This window comes from Arthrobacter sp. CAN_A1, from assembly GCF_015751665.1.
Classification (GTDB): domain Bacteria; phylum Actinomycetota; class Actinomycetes; order Actinomycetales; family Micrococcaceae; genus Arthrobacter_D.
This window is the reverse complement of record NZ_JADOUR010000006.1, coordinates 249179-267621: the sequence shown is the minus strand read 5'-3', so window position 1 is coordinate 267621 and position 18443 is coordinate 249179. Positions and strand designations below refer to the sequence as shown.

The 18443-nt window shown below is 63.4% G+C and carries 13 protein-coding genes and 1 pseudogene; 8 read left to right on the top strand and 6 right to left on the bottom strand.

Features of this window, described 5'->3' with window-relative positions; all coding sequences use genetic code 11:
• From IWX62_RS09750 to IWX62_RS09740, 3 genes are all read left to right on the top strand, one after another.
• The coding region (locus tag IWX62_RS09750; RefSeq protein WP_196841187.1) for a PKD domain-containing protein at window positions 1-864 on the top strand (864 nt) is incomplete at its 5' end.
• A 136-nt stretch (window positions 865-1000) separates the two neighbouring features.
• Entirely contained in the window at window positions 1001-3526 is a 2526-nt protein-coding gene (locus IWX62_RS09745; RefSeq protein ID WP_196841186.1) for a PKD domain-containing protein, read from the top strand.
• Window positions 3523-4398: a hypothetical protein gene (locus tag IWX62_RS09740; protein WP_196841185.1), complete on the top strand. Its 876-nt coding sequence runs from the start codon at window positions 3523-3525 to the stop codon at window positions 4396-4398. The genes IWX62_RS09745 and IWX62_RS09740 overlap by 4 nt, the downstream gene beginning before the upstream one ends.
• Window positions 4399-4478: 80 nt before the next feature.
• Here the strand turns inward: IWX62_RS09740 and IWX62_RS09735 are convergent, their stop codons facing one another.
• The 6 genes and pseudogenes from IWX62_RS09735 to IWX62_RS09715 form a co-directional block, all read right to left on the bottom strand.
• Window positions 4479-6050: a right-handed parallel beta-helix repeat-containing protein gene (locus tag IWX62_RS09735; protein WP_196841184.1), complete on the bottom strand. Its 1572-nt coding sequence runs from the start codon at window positions 6048-6050 to the stop codon at window positions 4479-4481.
• 620 nt (window positions 6051-6670) lie between these two features.
• Window positions 6671-6748 (bottom strand): annotated as a pseudogene (locus tag IWX62_RS16260) (metal-sulfur cluster biosynthetic enzyme); the annotation flags it as partial.
• 65 nt (window positions 6749-6813) lie between these two features.
• Window positions 6814-8043 carry a hypothetical protein gene (locus IWX62_RS09730; protein ID WP_196841183.1) on the bottom strand — a complete coding sequence of 410 codons (1230 nt, stop codon included), beginning with the start codon at window positions 8041-8043 and terminating at the stop codon, window positions 6814-6816.
• A gap of 293 nt (window positions 8044-8336) precedes the next feature.
• The gene (locus tag IWX62_RS09725; protein ID WP_196841182.1) at window positions 8337-9275 is read right to left on the bottom strand and encodes a glycosyltransferase family 2 protein; all 939 of its coding nucleotides are present in this window, start codon (window positions 9273-9275) and stop codon (window positions 8337-8339) included.
• Window positions 9276-9338: 63 nt separating this feature from the next.
• Window positions 9339-10781, bottom strand: coding sequence for a lipopolysaccharide biosynthesis protein (locus tag IWX62_RS09720; RefSeq protein WP_333483333.1), 1443 nt, complete (start codon window positions 10779-10781; stop codon window positions 9339-9341).
• Window positions 10782-10900: 119 nt separating this feature from the next.
• Window positions 10901-12061: a glycosyltransferase family 4 protein gene (locus IWX62_RS09715; protein ID WP_196841180.1), complete on the bottom strand. Its 1161-nt coding sequence runs from the start codon at window positions 12059-12061 to the stop codon at window positions 10901-10903.
• Window positions 12062-12369: 308 nt separating this feature from the next.
• On the opposite strand from IWX62_RS09715, the gene IWX62_RS09710 reads away from it, so the two are divergent.
• The 5 genes from IWX62_RS09710 to sufU all read left to right on the top strand — a co-directional run bounded on the left by IWX62_RS09710 (window position 12370) and on the right by sufU (window position 18443).
• Entirely contained in the window at window positions 12370-13806 is a 1437-nt protein-coding gene (locus IWX62_RS09710) for a polysaccharide biosynthesis tyrosine autokinase (protein WP_196841179.1), read from the top strand.
• Between the two features lie 64 nt (window positions 13807-13870).
• The gene (locus IWX62_RS09705) at window positions 13871-15163 is read left to right on the top strand and encodes a hypothetical protein (RefSeq protein ID WP_196841178.1); all 1293 of its coding nucleotides are present in this window, start codon (window positions 13871-13873) and stop codon (window positions 15161-15163) included.
• On the top strand, window positions 15160-16656 hold the full coding sequence (locus IWX62_RS09700; protein ID WP_196841177.1) for a glycerophosphodiester phosphodiesterase: 1497 nt from the start codon (window positions 15160-15162) through the stop codon (window positions 16654-16656). The genes IWX62_RS09705 and IWX62_RS09700 overlap by 4 nt, the downstream gene beginning before the upstream one ends.
• A 36-nt stretch (window positions 16657-16692) precedes the next feature.
• A complete protein-coding gene (locus IWX62_RS09695; protein ID WP_333483332.1) occupies window positions 16693-17991 on the top strand; it encodes an aminotransferase class V-fold PLP-dependent enzyme in 1299 nt (432 codons plus the stop codon).
• Window positions 17991-18443 (top strand): Fe-S cluster assembly sulfur transfer protein SufU, encoded by a 453-nt coding sequence (gene sufU / locus IWX62_RS09690; RefSeq protein WP_196841176.1) that lies wholly within the window; start codon window positions 17991-17993, stop codon window positions 18441-18443. Before IWX62_RS09695 ends, sufU begins: the two co-directional genes overlap by 1 nt.

The following is an 18443-nucleotide window of genomic DNA, read 5'->3' as shown; positions in this document are numbered from 1 at the left end:
CTGGTTGTGTCAGTTGATGGGTCAGGGTCGAGTGATTCCGATGGGACGGTTGCCGGGTATGCGTGGACCTTCGGTGATGGTGGCACGGCTACTGGCGTGAACGCGTCGCATACGTTTGGTGCGGCGGGAACCTATCCGGTGCGGCTGACAGTCACTGATGACGACGGTGCGACCCACAGTAGAACCACCGACGTCACGGTCACGGCGCCGCCGGTCAACAACGTCATCGCGCAGGACGGGTTCCAGCGGACGGTGACCGGGGGGCTTGGCACCGCCGACGTCGGCGGGGCGTGGTCACTGAACGGTTCGGCTTCCTTGTTCGCCGTGTCCGATGGCACGGCCACTATCCGGATGAACACCGCCGGATCTGGGCCATCAGCCAATCTGAACTCCATATCTTCGGCCACGGCTGAATCCTCGGTCGATATGGGATTGGACAAGGTGGCAAACGGGGGCGGGACATTCATCACCTTGACCGGACGGCGCGTCGGTACGGCCGGCGAATACCGGGCGAAGGTTAAGGTTGCAGCCAACGGCGCAGTCTCCCTGGACTTGACGAGGGCGGTGGGGACAGTTGTCACTACCCTGCAGAGCCGTTCGATTACCGGACTGACCTACGCGGTAGGCGATCAGCTAACTGTCAAGTTCTTGGTGTCGGGAACATCTCCGACCACTCTCGGAGCCAAAGTCTGGAAGAAAGGCACAACTGAACCGGTTGCCTGGCAGGTCAGTGGCACCGATTCGGCTACGCAGTTGCAATTTCCCGGAGGTGTAGGGCTAACGACCTACGTTTCGGGATCATCCACCAACGCCCCAATCGTTGGACGGTTCTCGAACCTGTTCGTCCGCAACAGTGGCGCCTAGGGGACGCCTAATCCTAGAAGAGAATGCTATGAAGCATACGAAATCGTTACCGACCGGATCAACTCCACCGCCCTCTGGGAGGCGGAGTTGGTCCGGATTGTTATTGAAGACCGCCTGTTTTGTAACCGTATGTGCGGTGGTGACGTCAGTGGCCTTCACCGGGGTCTCTCCGGCCCAGGGAGACACCGCGCCGGTGAACCCGGGCAACCCCAGGACACCGGTCACCGTGTCCTCCGACCCGCTGCCGACGGCCCAGATCAACGGCGTCGCCTGGCAGCAGGTTGTCGTGGGGAACACCGTCTACGTCGCCGGGAACTTCTCGACGGCCCGCCCCTCCGGTGCCGCACCGAACACCCAGACCGTGACGCGCCGGAACATCCTCGCCTACAATCTGACCACTGGGGCGCTGCTCACCGGGTTCGCTCCGACCCTCAACGGTCAGGCCCTCACCATCACCGCGCCACCTGACGGCTCAAGGATCTATGTGGGTGGGGACTTCACCTCGGTGAGCGGTGTGTCCCGGTCACGCATCGTCGCCCTCAATCCCTCCACTGGAGCAGTGATCACCAGCTTCGACCCACGGGTAGGTGGCTCCGTTAGGGCGCTTGCCGCAACCAATAGCACCGTGTACATCGGGGGTACCTATACCTCCGTAGGCACAGCATCGCGGAGCCGGCTGGCTGCGGTCCAGGCCTCGAACGGTGCGTTGCTGCCCTGGAACCCGAATGCCAACAACCGGGTCAACGCGCTGGTGATCTCTCCCGACGAAAGCAGCGTGGTGGTCGGTGGCGCGTTCACCACCCTCAACGGATCAAACCGGCCCGGCTACGGTCTGGGACGGGTCAACGCGACAACCGGCACGTCCCTATCCCTCGGCGTCAACGACGTGGTCCGGAACGGTGGCAATGATTCGGCCATCCTTTCGCTGTCCTCGGACGGCGCCTCGTTCTACGGCACCGGATACATTTTCGGGACCGGCGGCAACCTTGAGGGAGCGTTCGCCGGAAACTGGTCGAACGACAACCTCAAATGGGTTGAGGACTGCCATGGAGACACCTACGGTATCTGGGCGTCGTCGACCGCTGTCTATACCGCCGGGCACGCCCACTACTGCGGCAACATCGGAGGGTTCCCGCAGACTGAGCCCCGCACCTGGTGGCGGGCCCTCGCCTTCTCGAAGGCAGTCACCGGAACAGCGACGCGGGATATTTATGGCTATCCAAGTTTCACCGGCCAGCCCACCCCCAATATTCTGAGCTGGTTCCCGCAACTGGACACCGGGACGGCGACGGGACAGAGCCAGGGGCCGTGGGCGGTAGCCGGCAATGAACAATACGTGGTGATGGCCGGTGAGTTCCGCAACGTCAACAACCGGCCCCAGCAGGGACTGGTCAGATTCGCGGTCAGCAGCATCGCCCCGAACGACGACGGTCCGCGGGTGAGCGGCTCCGCGATGAACCCGACCCTCGCCTATCTGTCGGCGGGTACGGTGCGCGTGCGGTGGACAGCCAACTGGGACAGGGACAACGAGAACCTCACCTACCGTGTCATCCGGGACCGCAATGCAGCCTCACCGGTGCATACAGTGGACAGAGGGTCAACCTTCTGGCAGCGACCCCAGCAGGAGTTCACCGACACTGGCCTGTCGGCAGGGCAACACGACTACCGGATTGAAGCCTACGATCCGTTCGGTAACGTGGCACGATCGGATTATGTGACGGTCAACGTGCCGGTCGGCTCCGGCGCGCCGCCCAACGCGAACCCGAATGCAGCGTTCAGCCTGGCGGTGGATTCCCGGACGGTTTCGGTCGACGGCTCGGCATCCGGTGACGCCGATGGGCAGATTGCCTCCTACGCCTGGAATTTTGGCGACGGGGCGACCGCTACCGGCCCGACGGCGTCAAGGACCTACAGCGCGGACGGTACTTATACCGTCAGGCTGACCGTGACAGATAACGACGGCGGGACCGGGACCACCACGCAGAACGTGACGGTTGCAGGGGACGGGGAGCCACCGCCCCCGGGTGTGGCCGCGGCGGACGCCTTTGAGCGGTCGCTGGGTTCCGGTTGGGGTACAGCCGATGCCGGTGGGGCCTGGACGGTCAACAGCTCCGGCTTCTTCTCGGTGAATCAGGGCAGTGGTGCGATGAACGTCCACCGTGCGGGTGCCGGGCCCTGGGCGCGGCTCGAAGGGGTGTCGACGAGTACTGCTGATACGCGGCTAACCTTCGCCATGGACAAGGTTGCCAACAGCGGAGGCACTTTTATGACAGTCACCGGGCGTCAGCTGGGCACCAACGAATACCGGGCAAAGGTTAAGATTGCTGCAAGCGGCACGGTAGCCGTGGATCTGACCCGAGCCATCGGAACCACAGTGACCACGCTGATCTCACGCCCGGTCACAGGACTGACGTACCAGGCGGGCCAACGGCTATCCATCCGGTTCGAGGTGACCGGAACGTCGCCGACTACGCTCAGGACCAAGGTGTGGCGGACCGGCCAGGCCGAACCGGCGGCCTGGTTGGCAACGGTCACTGATGCGGCGTCGCAATTACAGGGCGCTGGAGGTGTGGGTCTCATGACCTATATCTCCAGTGGATCCACCAACGCACCAGTGCTGGCTCGGTTTGATGATCTGACGGTGGCAACGGAAGGGCAATGATGATCGGTGAAGTGAGAGCGCGTCAGGGGATCCGGTGGGCCCGGAAGCGAACGAAGCGGCTATCGGCCCGATCTTCAGTGGTGCTGCTGACCCTGCGCAACAGGTTCAGCAGCGGACAGATAGTGGCCGGGACCCCCGTCGTGGTGTCGCTGACCAGCTACGGCCACCGGATCACACGGGTTCACCTGGCCATCGAATCAATCGGGCGGGGCTCCCTGAAGCCGGGCCGGATCATCCTGTGGCTTGATGATCCGGCGGCTTTCGGTAACCTGCCGAAAGAACTGGTGAGGTTGCAGCGCCGAGGGTTGGACATTCGGCTGACCGACAACCTGGGCCCACACACCAAGTACTACCCTTATGTGTCTTCCCTGGCCGAACATCAGCTCCCTCTGGTGACCGCGGACGACGATGTTGTGTATCCGCGTCATTGGTTGCGCACGCTCCACGGCTCCTATCTCGCCAACCCTGGCGATATCAGCTGCCATTGGGCCAACCGGGTCAAGACAGTCCGGAACAGCATTGCCGGGTATCAGCAGTGGCTGCCCTGCCGCACGACGGCGGCGCGGAGCGACCATTTCGCGCTGGGTGTTTCGGGGGTCATTTATCCTCCGCTGATGCTGGATGCCCTCGCCCGGTTCGGGACGCGGTTCACGGTCGTCAGCCCGACAGCCGACGACATCTGGTTGCACTGGGTAGCGCTGCAGACTGGTCTGCGTATTCGCCAGGTCTCAGCCACACCACGCCATTTCCCCTTGCTTCCGGGGACCCAGCAGGTGACCCTCCGCGCCGGGAACGTTGAACTGAACGGGAACGACCGTTGGATTCAGGGTCTCTACACCGCGGAGGACCTGGAACTGCTGGAAGCCGCCTGACCGCCACAATGCAGGTGCCCGCCAGACCTGGGGGTCTGACGGGCACCTACCGCCTGCCTGCGGGAGGATGCGGTGGCGGGTTACCCGTTGTACCGGATACCCAGGTCCTTGCCTTCACGGAGCGCCTCGCCCGTGTCGGCCCACTGGTTGGTGGACAGGCCATTCACCGTGCTCGCTGACCGTTCGATGATACGGATCGGGTACTTGCTGCCGTTACCGTAATCCTGCTGGTTTCGTCCCAAGAGGTTTTCCCGGACTGTAACAGTGATGTTGGGGTACTTCCCGTTGTCAATATTGATGCTGGTCTGCCCGTTATCGACCCAGTTGTTCTCGACCACGACATTGGCGAGCTTCGCTACATTCTGCTGAAGCATGATCGCGATCCCGGCGTGGGGGACCCGGGGACCGTTGGAGCTGCCGGCTCCGGCAACCGATGACGCGTCAATGTTGTTGCCGACGATGCGGATGTTTTCGCCACCCTGGACCTGGATTCCGTCATTGTGCGTTCCATCAGAGTGGGACGGTGACCAGTCGAAGTAGGTCAGGGTGTGGATGTAGTTGCCCTCCGCCAGGACGTTGGCCGCAGGTGATCCACCCGGCCGGTTGAAAATGCCGAGCCCGTCATTGGTGTGGGAGATGTGGTTACGCTTCGCAGTGTAATCGTGGCCGACGATTCCGTCGCGGAAGTGGTGCGGACGGTCGGGCTTGATGGTGCTGTCCTCGATCACCAGGTTCGATACCTCCGCCGACGTGGCGTCGACAATCCCGGTGGCGTTGCCCGGGGCGTGGGTCCCGCCATGGAGGACGCTATTGCGGATGACAACATTCTTGGCGCGGACCTTGATATCGCCGTAGATCTCAAGGTTCTCAAGAACCGTTCCGTCCTGGGTGATGACCAGGTCGGCGCCGCCGGTGTTGTACGGGGTCAACGAGGTTCCTGCCACCGAGCCGGCCGTCGTCTCGCTCGGCTGGTAGGTGCCGGTCACCAGGGCGCTCCGGGCTCCGGAATCCTCGGCCGCTGGTGGGTCGACCGGTTCGATGGGTGCCGCTGGTGGGTCGACCGGTTCGACGGGTGCCGCTGGTGGGTCGACCGGTTCGATGGGTGCCGCTGGTGGGTCGACCGGTTCGATTGGCTCGACCGGCAGGGTCCTTTTCCCGCCATCATCGACACCGCGGTCGATGGTTCCCAGCGAACCAACTCCGGCCTGATCGTCGTCTGCTACGAGCGATGCTTCGGAGCCGCTGTCGGCCGTGCCCTTCGCTGCGGTGTCGGCGGATTCTGCCGTCGCGGTCCCAGCTTCGTCCTCCGCTGCCGGGGCGGGGGCGCTGGCAGCCGGTTTGGTCGTCGCGGGGCTAGCCTTGGCTGCCGGCTTTTCCTTGGCCTGTGACTTTTCAGGAGCCGTATCGGGTGCCGCTGTGGTCGCATCGGGGGTGGTGCCCGATGTGCCAGCCTCAGGTGTTTCACGCGCATCCGTTGAGGGGGCAGTGACGTCTGCCTCTGCTGCGGCGTCGGGGGAGGCACCGACAATCGCGCCAAGATGAGGCGTGCAGCCGGTGAGTGCAAGGGCGGATGCCAGGACGATGCCAGCCGTCCGCGCTGCAAGGGGCTTGCTACGGGCTGGGGACGTGGAGGTGAAGGGTGGATGTTGCACAGGTACCTATATCTGTCGATCTTTCCGGGCACGGAGCATCACAGCCCTGATGACATGTGAAATGTGCAGTGGCAGTCCCATGCCAACCGCGACCGTATGATGCGGCGCCTAAAGATTCGACAGACCAAGCGCGCACCTATTCCCTCGAGGAATAGGTCTTAGGAGGTCTCCGACCCCGGCTTGTGCACTCAGCGTAATCGAATCGTGATCTTTTTTTCAAACCGATCACCAGCAGGCGATGTAACAAAGTCTTCCGGCCATGACGGCAGTTGCCCATGTTCTCGGTGTTGATCCGGGAATAGGCCTGCAGCAGGATTTCGACGTGGGCGCCGGGCGGCACGTAGACAAACGAGCCACCGGACCAGACGGCACGGGGCCTGGAACGCAACCCGCGCGCCCTGGTGATCCCCGTCGTCGTCGGCGCTGTCGTCTATGCCCACCAGACCGGCGAGGCCCTGGCTGTCCGTGGGCTGGGTGAGTCGAGTCCCGGTAAGGGCTAACGCCTCAAGAAACGGCGAACGCAGCAGAAAACGGCAGCCGCCCCAGGTATACCTGGCGCGGCTGCTGTTTTCTGCTACGAATGCCGCTTTCGAGTGCGGCGTCCTAGGTGGTGGACAGGCCTAGATGTTGAACCCGAGGGCCCTCATCTGATCGCGACCATCTTCGGTGATTTTCTCCGGACCCCAGGGCGGCATCCACCCCGCCGGACCAAGGGGTCGGCGGGCAACTGGTGAAGCCTCGTAGTGGGTTGGGTGACGGGGGACTATCCGTTGTAGCGGATGCCCAGATCCCTGCCTTCTCGCAGGAGGACGTTGTTGTCAGCCCACCGGTTCGTGGACAGGCCCGTGATGGTGCTGGCCGAGCGCTTGACGACGCGGATCGGGTATTTGCTGCCGTTGCCGTAGTCCTGCTGGTTCCGTCCCAGCCGGTTTTCCCGCACCGTGACAGTGATGTTGGAGTACTTGCCGTTGGCGACGTTGATGCTGGTCTGGCCGTTGTCGACCCAGTTCTTCTCGACTACCACGTTGGCCAGCTTCGCGACATTCTGCTGAAGCATGATGGCGATCCCGGCATGCGGAACGCGAGGACCATTCGAGCTCCCCACACCGGCAATCGACGAAGCATCGATGGTGTTGCCGACAAGGCGGATATTCTGCCCGCCCTGCACCTGGATGCCGTCATTATGAGTGCCGTCGGAGTGGTACGGGGACCAGTCCCAGTACGTAAGGGAGTGAATATAGTTCCCTGAAGCCACCACGTTCGCATTGACTGACCCGCTAGGTCGGTTGAAGATACCGAGCCCGTCGTTGGTGCGGAGAATGTGATTGCGCTTGGCCGAGTAGTCGTGTCCGACAATGCCGTCACGGAAATGGTGCGGGCGGGTAGGCCTGATGTAACTGTCCTCGACCACCAGATTGGAGACCGCTGCGGACGTGGCGTCGACTATCCCGGTCGCGTTGGATGGTGCATGCTTGCCGCCGCGAAGGATGCTGTTGCGGATAACCACATTCTTGGCACGGACCTTGATATCACCGAAGATTTCCAGGTTTTGCAGCACAGTGCCGTCCTTGGTGATGACCAGATCGGCGCCGCCGGTGTTGTACTTGGTGAGCGTCGAACCGGCTATCACGCCCGTCGTCCTCCACGTGGGTTTGTAAGCGCCTGGCACCAGGGCGGAACGTGAGGTGGTTGCGACAGTAGCCATTGGCGCTACCCGGGTCGAGATATTCGCTGCGCTGACTGCATCGGGGGTGGAGGAATCAACCGTGTCTATCGCCGGAGGAGCGGCAACCGACGGTTCGTCATTGGCTACTGCCGGTAGATAGTTGCCCGTCGCTGATGAGGTGTGATCTACCCCATTGAGGCCGTCGGTGCTGCCCGGATACTGGCTACAGCCGGAGAGAGCGAGGGTGGTTGCGAGGATCAGTCCGGCTGTTCGGGCGGCGTTCCTGCGGGGTTTTTGAGACGTCTTGAGCGAGAGTAAATGTTGCACTTAAACCTGTATCTTGCTAGTTCTTCCAGGCAGCGAGGAGCCACAAAAGAAGTTGGATATTTGCGAGAGAAGGATTGGCAGCCCCCTGCCAATCCTGACCATCAAGTGCGGTGCTGGAAAACCCCGAGACCAAGCGTCGCACATCCCTTGAGGGACAGGCCACAAGAGGTATAGACCTCAGCTTGTCCTATCAGCCTAAGGGTACGGCCGACATGCTGGCCAAGTTTTTGGCGGATGTGACGATAATTTTGGCGCAGTATTTACGCCACTTTGGACTTAGCGCAGTAACTGCGCTATATTTGCGAATTTCTTTTGTATTCGCTATACACGTATCCGAACGATCCGGACGCCATTCCCGCGCCGCGGGCGGCCGTGCGGAGGCCCTTGGATTGATGGCGCTGCGACCTCACGATGACTCCGGCGCCGAAACGCCCCAATCCGCCCAGCAGCCGGATTCCGCCAGCACCCAGGAGCTTTGCCCGGTTCAGTACTCGGTCGCCAATCGAGCCGCTGAGTTCCAGGGTCACGCGGCTCCAACCGTTCCCGCTCCGAAACGCCCGCCGTAGAACCCATTCCCTGGTGAGGCGCCCTTCCGGAACGCGGTCCACCACCACAGCTTCGTCGCACCACACCATCTTGCGCCCGCTAGTTGCTATGTGACGCGTAAATAGAGTGTCTGAACCGCCGCTCAGGCCAAATCGGTCATCAAATCTTAGCTCGAGCGCACGGATTTGATCCAGGTCGAGCAGGAGGTTGTTGGTCGCCGCGACGGTCAGGGGTGTGCCCGTGGGTAGCCGGCGCCGCTTGAAAAACTCTCCAGCGGCAACCCATGGGTCCGGTACCCGGGCGTATTCCGAGATCACTGGCCCCACCACCGCAGCGGCCCCGGAGGTGCGATAGGTCTCAAGGAGGGAGGCCAACCAGTTCTCGGAGGGTACTTCGTCATCGTCGATAAAGACGAGGAGGGCCGTGTCGCGGGATTCGGTCAACGCCCGGTTTCGTGCCGCGGCGATGCCCGGAGTGGGTTCATGGACGTACCGCAGCCGGGGGTCATCGAAGCCGCTCACTGTTGAGGCTGCGCCCCCGTCCGGATCGTTGTCGATCACCAGGATATGAGTGGGGAGTGGAGATTTGCCGACCTGATCAAGAAGGGCTGGAATTGCAGACTGCAGGTCCTCGGGACGGCGATATGTGAGAACTGCGATAATGAGTGAATCTGCAATATAATTCATGAGGAACTTTCTTCCGAGTTTCTTTATGGTGATTCTTTAGGCATTTCTATCCGTTCTCTTTCCTTAGGCCACCGGGCGGCTCTCCTTGTTGCCGCGTGACCGCACGAAGAACGCAGCTCGACTAACGAAGAGCCGAAGGTTGGTTCGGTGAAAAATGATCATTACCAGGAGGGCAAGGACGACAAAGACCAGGAGCCCCACCAACAACTCGAGGAGGGGGTGCAGCCCGAATCGGGCGAGCACCAGGTAGCCGGCGCTGGCCCACAGGCTGGCGTGGACGGGCGGCCAGATAATTCGCAACTGTTGACCAACGGTTGCTCCGCAGAGGCGGGACTGGATCACCAGGAGTACTGGAACCAGAAGGAACCCCGCGCACGTATAGCCAACCGCGACCCACAGCAGGCCGAACTGGAGTCCAATGACTATTCCCGCCACCTGAAGGGTGGTGGCAAAAATTTCGTAGCGGAGATTCAATCCAGAACGCCCGAGTCCCTTCATCAGCGAGGGTGTGATGTAGAAAATGGTTTCCCGTGCCCCGCCAATGGCCAGCACGCTGATTAATGCGGCGGCGCCGGACCACTCGCTGCCGAGAACAAGAAAGACGAGCGGCGATGCCGAGCAGGCAACGAATGCCATTGCGGGTATCACCACCATGGACAGAATCTGCATTGATTTCTTGAGGTTTTCAGCCACCAGGTCCAGATTCCCTGCTATTCGGGAGAACGCGGGAAACATGACCCGGTTGACTGTCTGCCCGACGAGCTGGACGGGTACGACAAGAATCCGGTAGGCCATGCTGTAGAGAGACAGCGAGGTGACGCCGAGGAACCGGCCGACGAGGATGTTGTCGACGTTGCGGGAAAAGTAGGCGAGCCCGTTGGTCGCGAAAACGCCGAGGCTGAAGGCCAGCAGGGGCCGCACTTCCCCGAGATGATAGTTCGGCCAGGGGCCCCGGGAACAGACCAGAAGAATGATTCCCACTATCAGGTCGGTCGCGACTACCTGGTAGATGACCGAAAAGTAGCCCGCGCCCAGCAGTGCAGCGCCGATTCCGAGGGCGGCGCCGGTAGCTGCACCGCTGATATCCGAGACGGCGATCCCCCGGAACTGCAGGCCACGGGACAGCATGGCCCGGGGCGCAATCCCGATGGCCTTGATGGGTACCGCCAACGCAAGGATCTGCAGGACGAGGGTCAGTTCCCCGACCCGGAAGAAGTCGGCCAGGAGCGGCGCTGCCGCCCAGGTCGCACCGCCAATGGCGAACGCCATCAGGAGGTTGAGGGTGAAGACTGCCCCGGGGGCGCGGAGGCTTAGGTTGGGCCGCTGGACCAGTGCGGCCGAGAGCCCCTGGTCGAGGAGGAGGGTGACGAACACAATATAGATGCTTGCGACGCTCACGATCCCGTAGCTCTCAGGACCAAGAATCCGCGCGATGACGATCGCGCACAAAATCTGAAAGCTCTGCCGGGCCAGGACAGCGAGCAGGCTCCATCTGACGCCACTCACTGCGCGGCTGCCCGCAAATAGCCCATCGGTCGTCCCCGCCGTTTCCGGGAGGGTTTGGTCGGGTGTCGGCCCGCCCTCCGGGGTGTCGTTCGGGCGGCGACCGGATCGGCGTCGGGAGGTCACCGGCGTGCGCCCGCCGCCCCGGATACCGCCTGGGCAACGGCCTGCCGATACGTGTTGATGCTGTGCTTGTCCCTGGCGAGTTTGGCGTCGATTACTGCCCACTCCCGGTAGTCGTGCCAGGCCCCATGGATGTCCTGCACCGCGTCGGCGAGTTCGTCAACGCTGTCCGGCGCCACGAACCGTGACGAGCGGTAGCCGTCGGCGGCTTCGCGCAGGCCCGAGGTGTCACTGACAATCAGGGGCCTCGCCGCCAGCAGCGATTCGACTGCTGTGTTGCCGAAGGGCTCGTCAAACCGGGAGGGGACCAGGCAGATGTCGGCCCGATCCAGAAAGGGCCAGATACTGCTCTGGTAGCCGTGGAAGGTGACCACCCTCCCCAGTCCGTGCTCTGCCACCTGGGCCTCCAGCCCGGTCAGGAAGGCTTCGTTGCCCGGGAAAACGGCGCCCACAATGTCCAGCGAAGCGTCCACCCCGCGGCGACGCAGCTCGGCGACCGCGCCGACCGCCACGTCGACACCTTTGCGGTGGGAAAGCCGCCCGACATACAAAAGCCTCATCCCGTCCTTGAGCTCCTCGCGGGGAAGCACTGCGTCCGGCGGGCCCGCCACGCCGTTGTACACAATGTTCATCCGACCTTTCAGCCGGGGAATGGCCCGCTCCTGAACGGTGGCGCTGTACTGGCTGTTCACCAGGATGGATTTCGCAGCCAGCAACGGGGCGGCCAGGAGAGTCCGGAGGAGGCGGGACGCGCTACCTTCCGCCTCGTGGACATGCGCCACTGTTGGACGGCGGGACACTCGTGCCACCAGGAACCAGAGGGGAAGCGTGATGGTGCTGACATAGATGACGTCGGGGCGATGATCCCTCATCAGTCTCAGTCCTTTGACCAGGCCGGACAAAGCGTCCTTCACAAGCGTCAGGGCGCCGTACGGGGAAAGGAGACTCTTTCGCAGGACGAGGGTGGGACACAGCAGCACTGACACCCCGTGGGCCGCGAGCTCGTTGATCAGCGGTCCCGCGGTGGGCAGCGTGACGACCACCGAGAACCCCTCATCCCGCATGCCGATGACACTCTCAAGGAGCATCTTGTCACTGCCATACAGGTCACCGCTGGGGTGCGCCACCAGCACTGTCAGGCCGGCATCTCTCGCCTGCATAGACCCCCCCCGACCCTTTCCATCGCTGCGTCCCCCGGCAACCCGGAATACGGCCACCCGCCCGTCCTGACCGAGGTAACGGTCTCCAGGGAGGTGGTGACATCGGTTACAGACTATGCGGTGCTTTGACGGATGACTAGGATCTTCTGCGTCGGGCTCCGGGACCCCTTGCGCCCGTGTGTAAGAATGATCACATCGATTGCCGGGGGGCCGCTCAGAGGCAGCATCTCTTCAGGGTCGACACGTGGTTTGAGGTCTCACGGGACCCGTCCGGCTCCCGCGAACTCCATAATGGGATGAGGTTCGCCATGAAACTGGTTGAGTACGTCAGGGCAGCAGTGCAGGGCTGGTGGATTATCCTCCTCTGCGTGTTGCTGGGGCTCGGCGCGTCGTTCCTGGTGACGTCCCAGATCACCCCGGTCCACCAGAGCAGTGTGACCTTCTATGTGGTTGCCCCCGTCACCGAGAACCTCAGCCCCCTGCAGGCCGACGAACTGGTCCGAGGGCGCATCATCGCGTATCCCGGCCTGATGACGAGCGACCAGTTCGTGGAACGGATTACCGGGTCGAGTGGGATGGACCTTGACGAGGAGCAGGTAGCGAACAGCATCAGTGCGTTTGGGGATCCCGAGACGCTCACGCTCACTGTGGACGTCAGTGACGTCGATTCCGCACGGTCACTCGAAATCGCCACCCAGATCGCCGACAACTTCGGAAAAATGGTGAACGACGTCGAACGGGTCGCGGGGAGCGCATCCGAAGGCACGGTGCTGACCGCGATCTCCGGTCCCTCCCTGGCACCGGCACCGGTTTCGCCGAGACCCATCCTGAACCTCGCGATTGGTGGGCTGCTCGGGTTGGCCGCTGGAGCACTGATCATCATCGCCCGGGCCCGCACGGATCGGACGGTGCGGTCCATCCACCAGCTAGACCTCGATCCCTCCATGCGCCCACTAGCCACTGTTCCCGACGATCACGCGGCAACCAAGCTGTCTCCCAAGGCGGCCACCTACCTGCATACCCGGTTGGCTGAGGGCGTCCGGGGCCTGCGCACCAACATCCAGTTCCATCCCCACCAGGGTCCGCTGCAACTCCTTGCCGTCACGTCGGCTGCCGCATCGGAGGGAAGAACCACCACTGCGCTTACCCTCGCCCTGGTGATGGCTGAGGCGAAGCAGCGGGTCCTGCTTGTCGAGGCGGATCTCCGCCGGCCGAGCCTCGCCGCCCGGCTAGACCTTCCCGACGTGCCGGGTCTGGTCGATGTGCTGCACGGGGAAATCGAAGCGACGGAAGCCGTCCAGCGGGTTGGGACCCTTGACGTGCTGGTGGCTGGGAGTGCCTCCAGCCACCCCTCCGAACTGCTGGCGAGCGGCCAGATGCGGGATACCTTCTCCGACCTTCGCACGCGCTACGACGTGATTGTCCTGGACACTCCGGCGCTGCACCCCTACACGGATGCTGCCCTGGTATGCGCGGCGTCTGATGGAACGGTGGTGGTGGTGGGGCACGGTAAAACCACGAGGGACGAGCTGTCGGCGGCGCTGGTGTCACTCGACGCGGTCCGCAGCAACGTGTTGGGTACGGTGCTGAACATGGCTCCGGGCGCCCATTCGCCGTCGCTACCGGCTCCAGCAGCAAGCACCGGGCGACGCAGCACCCGTGTGCGGGACACCGATAACCAGGACCCGGACGGCGGTCCGGCCGTCTCCGAGGTGACAGCGGCACGGCTGCCCCAGGGGAACTGACGCTTCTGGAGGGACACTTCATGAGGACTGACCTGGCACACCGGGGCTACGAAGGGAGGAACTAGTGCAGCTGGCGGCGTGGATAGTCGCGTGCGGCGTGTTTGCCATCGGGTTCAGGCAGCGGCCCGCCGTGACGCTGGTCGCCGTGCTGGCCCTCTGGTTCCTGGTGCCAACGGTAGGTAGCCCCCTCATTACTGGTCAACCCACCGGTCTCCTCTCCATGCATGCCGCCACGTGGCTGATTGTGGCTGCGTTTGTCGCTGCACTGGAACACGACACGGATGCTCTCCTCGCCGCCATCGCGCGGCACATCTATGTGTTCCTTGCCCTGGGCGTGGTGATTGGCGCGGCGGTTCTCACCACAGCCACTCGGGTCGGTGGGGGCGGAACCGTGCTGTTGGTCGATCAGATTGTTGCACCGATCATGTTCTTCCTGCTGGTGCTCGCCGCGGCCTCCCGCAATCCTGCACTTGTGGGATGGCTCAGAGTCGCCCTGCTTACTCTCGCCGCGATCGTGAGCGGTGTCGCCGTCGCGCAGTGGTACAGCGAGAGCGTGCTGTTCTATGAGGACGGGTTCCTGACCCAGTACTGGTTCAATCCCGACAACCGACGGTGGATGGGGGTGCTCGATCAGCCGCTCACCCTGTCGATGGCCATGTGTGTGCTCGCTCCGCTGGTTGCCGGCACCCGAGCCGTAGTCCAGGTACCGTTGTTGGCCCTGATGAGCATGGCGGTGATGGTCAGCCAGTCACGGGTGGGACTGGTCATCTTCATTATCGTCCTGGTGTACCTGGTGTTCTCTTCCAGGACGGGGCCGCTGGCGAAAGGGGGAATGATTCTTGGCCTGACGGTTGCCGGCGCGGCCCTTCTGACCACTCCCGTCGCCGAAGGACTCCTCGGACGAATCGAGGACGACACCGGCTCTTTCGCCGCAAGAAGCGAGGCGACCGCCTCCTTCTTCAACAACTGGCTGGACTACCTGGTGGTCGGCAACGGCATCGGATCCAGCTACGGCATCGCCGAGCAGTCAGGGCTCTCCACCAGCCTCGAAAGTTCAATCCTGATGTACTCGGTGGACCTGGGAGTGATCTTCGCCGTGCTGTATTTCGGGGCGATCTTCGTCCTGGTGGTCAAATACGCCGGGAGCAACGGTATCCGCGGTTTGGGGCTCGCCGCCTTCCTCGCCGTGATGATTCCCCAGACCTACAGTGCCCTGGCGACCAGATCTGCCGCCGGGATCCTGATGTGGGCGGTGGTCGCCATGCTGGTGGCGGCGGGGGAGCGCACGAGGGAGTTGAACGCTGAGGAGGACCTCGCTGTTGCCCGGATGGCCGCCAGGCAACGAGCCAGCCGATGAACGGCGCGGAGCGCCATGAGCCGTGGCAACTGAGCCGTCGCGAGCTGCTCGTCCTGACCGGCGCCGGTGTTCTCCTCGCCGGCTGCTCGACCCTTGACGAGGTGCAGCAGCCGCCACGAATCCACACGGTAACGGAGCTGGTAGCCGATCGTCCCTTCTACGTGGCGCATCGCGGTTCGCAGGACAATTGGCCTGAACATACTGCCGAGGCGTACCGGCAGTCGGTCGAACACGGTGCGAAAGCCATTGAGGTCTCGGTGCATGCGACAGCCGATGGCGTTCTCGTCTGCCACCACGACGATCGAACGTTCAGGATGACGGGGGAAGACGTCGACATCGCCGACGCCACCTACCGCGACCTCGAATCGCTGTCCAACAATGCCCGGGACTGGCTGGGACCCGGCAGTCAGCTGTTGCCCATTCCGAAGCTCGAGGTGGTGCTCGCGGCACACGCCGACACCCACGTGATCTTTCTGGAGGACAAACAAGGCACCAACACGACGGCGCTGCTCGACCTGATGGACACCTTCAAGGACTCGCAAGCCCACTTCGTCTGGAAGCTCCCCGGCACCTCCGGGCGCTACGCCGAGGCAGCCGGGCGCGGCTACAAAACCTGGGGGTACTTCACCGCCGAAGAGTTTCCCCAGCTCGCGGAGTTTGCCGGAAACTTCGATTACCTGGGTATCAACCACGCCGCCACCGACGAGGAGATTGTCGAGGCCTGCGGCTACGGGAAACCGGTGATCTGCTGGGAGGTGCACACCCGATCCGAGCGGGACCGGGTAGTGGGGCTGGGCGTTGCCGGAATCATGTGCGCCAACATTCCCTATGTCATGACGGATGGCCCCCGCGAGACGGCAGACCGGTTCGTGACCGGGACACGGGCGGCCGGGGACCTCCCCTTCGCCCTTGCCTGGACCCACCAGCCGACCATCACCCCGGATTCCTCCTCCATTGTGCTGGGACATCCCGACAAGACCAGTTACTGCATGGGATCGATGTGCCCCATTGTCGAGGAGAGCTACACGCTGTCCTGCGAGATGCGGTGGCCGGAGAAGCTGCCGCAGGACAGCGAACATGCCGGGATAGCGTTCGGCCAGCGCGACGATTCGGTGTACCGGGTTCGGGAGCCCAGTGCGGTGGGTGGGTACCATCTGATTCTGCGCCCCGATGGCACCGTCGAGTTGCTGGGGCGGCAGTCGGGGGAGGTCTCCGGTTATAACCTGGGCACGATCCAGTCCCCGGCACCGCAGAGCGGCCAATGGGTCCGCTTCCAGGTGACGGTGACGCCGGAGAGCATCACCTTTGGGAGGGTCGATCTGGACGGCGGGAGCGACTGGACGGCAACCACGGACAGCACCACCTATCGTGGCGGATACTTCTGGCTGTGCCGCAACTATGACGGGGTTCCGCCAGTCGAATTCCGGTCGGTCTCAGTGAAACCTGCTGGTGTGCCGGTGGCCTCGGTGGGGCGACGCAGGGCTGACGCGTAGAGTGTAGGTGCCCCGCAATAACTGAGGAGAGCCCGCTTGTCCATACCCTCCGCCCCGCACCACCCGTTGACCGATACCGAGGTGAGGCGAATCCGCAACGATTTCCCCATCCTGAGTACCCAGGTCAACTCGCAGCAACTGATCTATCTCGACAGCGGCGCCACCTCGCAGAATCCCCTCACCGTTCTTGAGGCGGAGCAGGAGTTCTACGAACAGCGCAACGCCGCGGTTCACCGGGGTGCCCACACGCTGGCGGTCGACGCGACCGACGCGTACGAGGCCGCCCGGGAAACAGTCGCCGCGTTTGTGGGCGCGTCGGTCGAGGAGATCGTGTGGACCTCCAACGCCACTGAGGCATTGAACCTCGTGGCCTACGCCTTCTCCAATGCCTCCGTCGGGAGGGGCGGGCCGGACGCGCAACGGTTCATCCTGCGCCCCGGCGACGACATCGTGGTGACGGAGATGGAGCATCACGCCAACCTCATTCCCTGGCAGGAACTGGCAGCACGCACCGGCGCCACGCTCCGCTTCATCCCCGTCGACGACGACGGCGCCCTCCGGCTCGACGACGCGGCCACCATCATCGGCCCGGCTACGGCACTCGTCGCGTTCACCCATGCCTCCAATGTGCTGGGCACCATCAACCCGGTCGCCGAGCTGGTGGCGCTGGCGCGGGAGCATGGCGCGTTGACAGTCCTCGACGCCTGCCAGTCAGTGCCGCACCTCCCCGTCGATGTCCACGCGCTCGGCGTCGACTTCATGGCCTTCTCGGGCCACAAAATGCTGGGACCCACCGGAATCGGAGCGCTCTATGGCAGGTCCGAGCTACTCAACGCCATGCCCCCGTTCCTGACGGGCGGCTCCATGATCACCACGGTCACCATGGAACGCGCCGAGTACCTTCCCGCGCCAGCGCGGTTCGAAGCAGGCACCCAGCGCATCTCCCAGGCCATCGCGTTGGGGGCCGCGGCGAACTACCTCACGGAGACCGGGATGCAGCGTGTCCAGGAGTGGGAGGAACACCTGGGTCAGCAACTGGTGGAAGGCCTGAACGAGCTGCCGGGAATCCGGGTACTCGGTCCGGGTGCCGGGGTGAACCGGATCGGTCTTGCAGCGTTCGACGTCGACGGCGTCCACGCCCACGACGTCGGGCAATTCCTTGACCACCAGGGCATCGCCGTCCGGGTGGGTCACCACTGCGCCCAGCCGTTGCATCGCCGGCTCGGCCTGACGGCGACCACCCGCGCCAGCACCTACCTTTACAACACCACCGACGAAGTGGCAGCTTTCCTGGCCGCCGTCGCCGGGGTCCGCCCGTTCTTTGGAGTGAAGTAATGTCCGATGACCTGCAGCAGCTCTACCAACAGATCATCCTCGACCACGCGAAGGAACGGCACGGATCGGGGCTACTGGACTTCGACGGCGTCGGCGCCTCGGGCGAATCGCACCAGCTCAACCCGGTCTGCGGCGACGAGATCACCTTGCGGGCAGTCCTGTCCGACGGCACGCTCACCAGTGTGAGCTGGGATGGTGCCGGCTGTGCCATCTCCATGTCGTCGGCGTCAGTGATGACCGACCTGATGCTCGGCCTGGCGAGGGATGACGTCATGGACCTGGTGGACGAGTTCAGGACCGTGATGCGATCACGCGGGAAGATCGTCGCGGACGAGGAAGTGCTCGGCGACGCTGCTGCGCTGGCCGGGGTGTCCCGGTACCCGGCGCGGGTCAAGTGCGCCATGCTCGCCTGGGTGGCGCTTGAGGAAGCACTGCTCGCCGCCAACCGGTAA